A 1,256-nucleotide genomic window follows, 5' to 3' on the forward strand; every position below is an offset into this window, starting at 1 on the left:
GTCAGATTTAGATTCAGCGATTCACTTAGATAAGAGTCTCTAATATAAAATCAAGGCAGAAAGATATTTAATATATGTAGCTATAATCGTGTCACTGCCATTGCTAAACCTTCACCACCACCGACACACAACGCCGCGATTCCATTTTTTAGATTACGAGCACTCAGTTGATAGATAAGTGAAACCAAAATGCGGCAACCTGAAGCACCAATCGGATGTCCTAAGGCAATCGCACCACCATTAATATTGATCTTCTCTTTCGGGATAGCTAATGCCCTTTTAATGGCTAACGACTGTGCAGCAAAAGCTTCATTACATTCAAAGAGATCTATCTGAGAAATATCTTTATTGATCTTATCCAAACACTGAGTAATTGCTGCAATGGGTGCAACACCCATGATTGAGGGACAAATACCTGTATTAGCGAAAGCAGAAATTTTCACCAAAGGTATCAACCCCAGCTCTTTGGCTTTACTGGCACTACAAACAATGACTGCAGCGGCACCATCATTTAATGAAGATGCATTGCCAGCCGTTACTGTTCCTTGAGAATCAAATGCGGGTTTTAACTTTGCTAGCCTGCCAGGCTCAGTTACTCTTGGCCCTTCATCAGTATCAATAACCTGTGAGCCTTTTTTATGCATTACGATAACAGGTGATATCTCAGCTTTGAATTTCCCTTCTTCAATTGCTGTCAGTGCCTTGCGATGAGACAGTATTGAGTATGTATCTTGGTCCTCACGCGAAATATTATATTGACTAGCAACATTTTCAGCGGTGATCCCCATATGATAGCCCTTATAGGCATCCGTTAATCCGTCATTAACCATTGAATCAACGATATTACTATTACCAACACGAGTTCCTTGACGTGAGGACAATAAAATATGTGGTGACAGAGACATATTCTCTTGCCCTCCGGCAATAATTATTTCAGCATCTCCATTGCGGATAGCCTGAGCAGCCAATTGTATTGCAATAAGTCCTGACCCACAGACTTTATTAATAGTTAGCGCACAAACATCATTTGGCAGACCAGCATTTAATGCAGCCTGACGTGCAGGGTTTTGACCACAACCCGCGGTTAATACTTGCCCCATAATAACTTGGTCAATATCTTCAGCTTTAATCTTATAGGTACATAGTAAGTCTTTTATAACGGTAGTACCTAATTCAGTAGCCGGGACAGTAGACAGTCCGCCCTGAAATGAACCTATGGCTGTTCTCTTGGCACCTACAATAACAATGTCTTCCAC

1 protein-coding gene is annotated in these 1,256 nt (G+C 41.2%); it reads right to left on the reverse strand.

All coding sequences use genetic code 11. The features are described 5' to 3' along the window. Window positions 1–80: 80 nt before the first annotated feature. A partial coding sequence (locus V1952_RS21900) for an acetyl-CoA C-acetyltransferase (RefSeq protein ID WP_420075556.1) occupies window positions 81–1,256 on the reverse strand: 1,176 nt, incomplete at its 5' end.

It is taken from the genome of Yersinia sp. 2542 StPb PI, assembly GCF_048593855.1.
GTDB classification, from domain to species: Bacteria; Pseudomonadota; Gammaproteobacteria; order Enterobacterales; family Enterobacteriaceae; genus Yersinia; species Yersinia enterocolitica_E.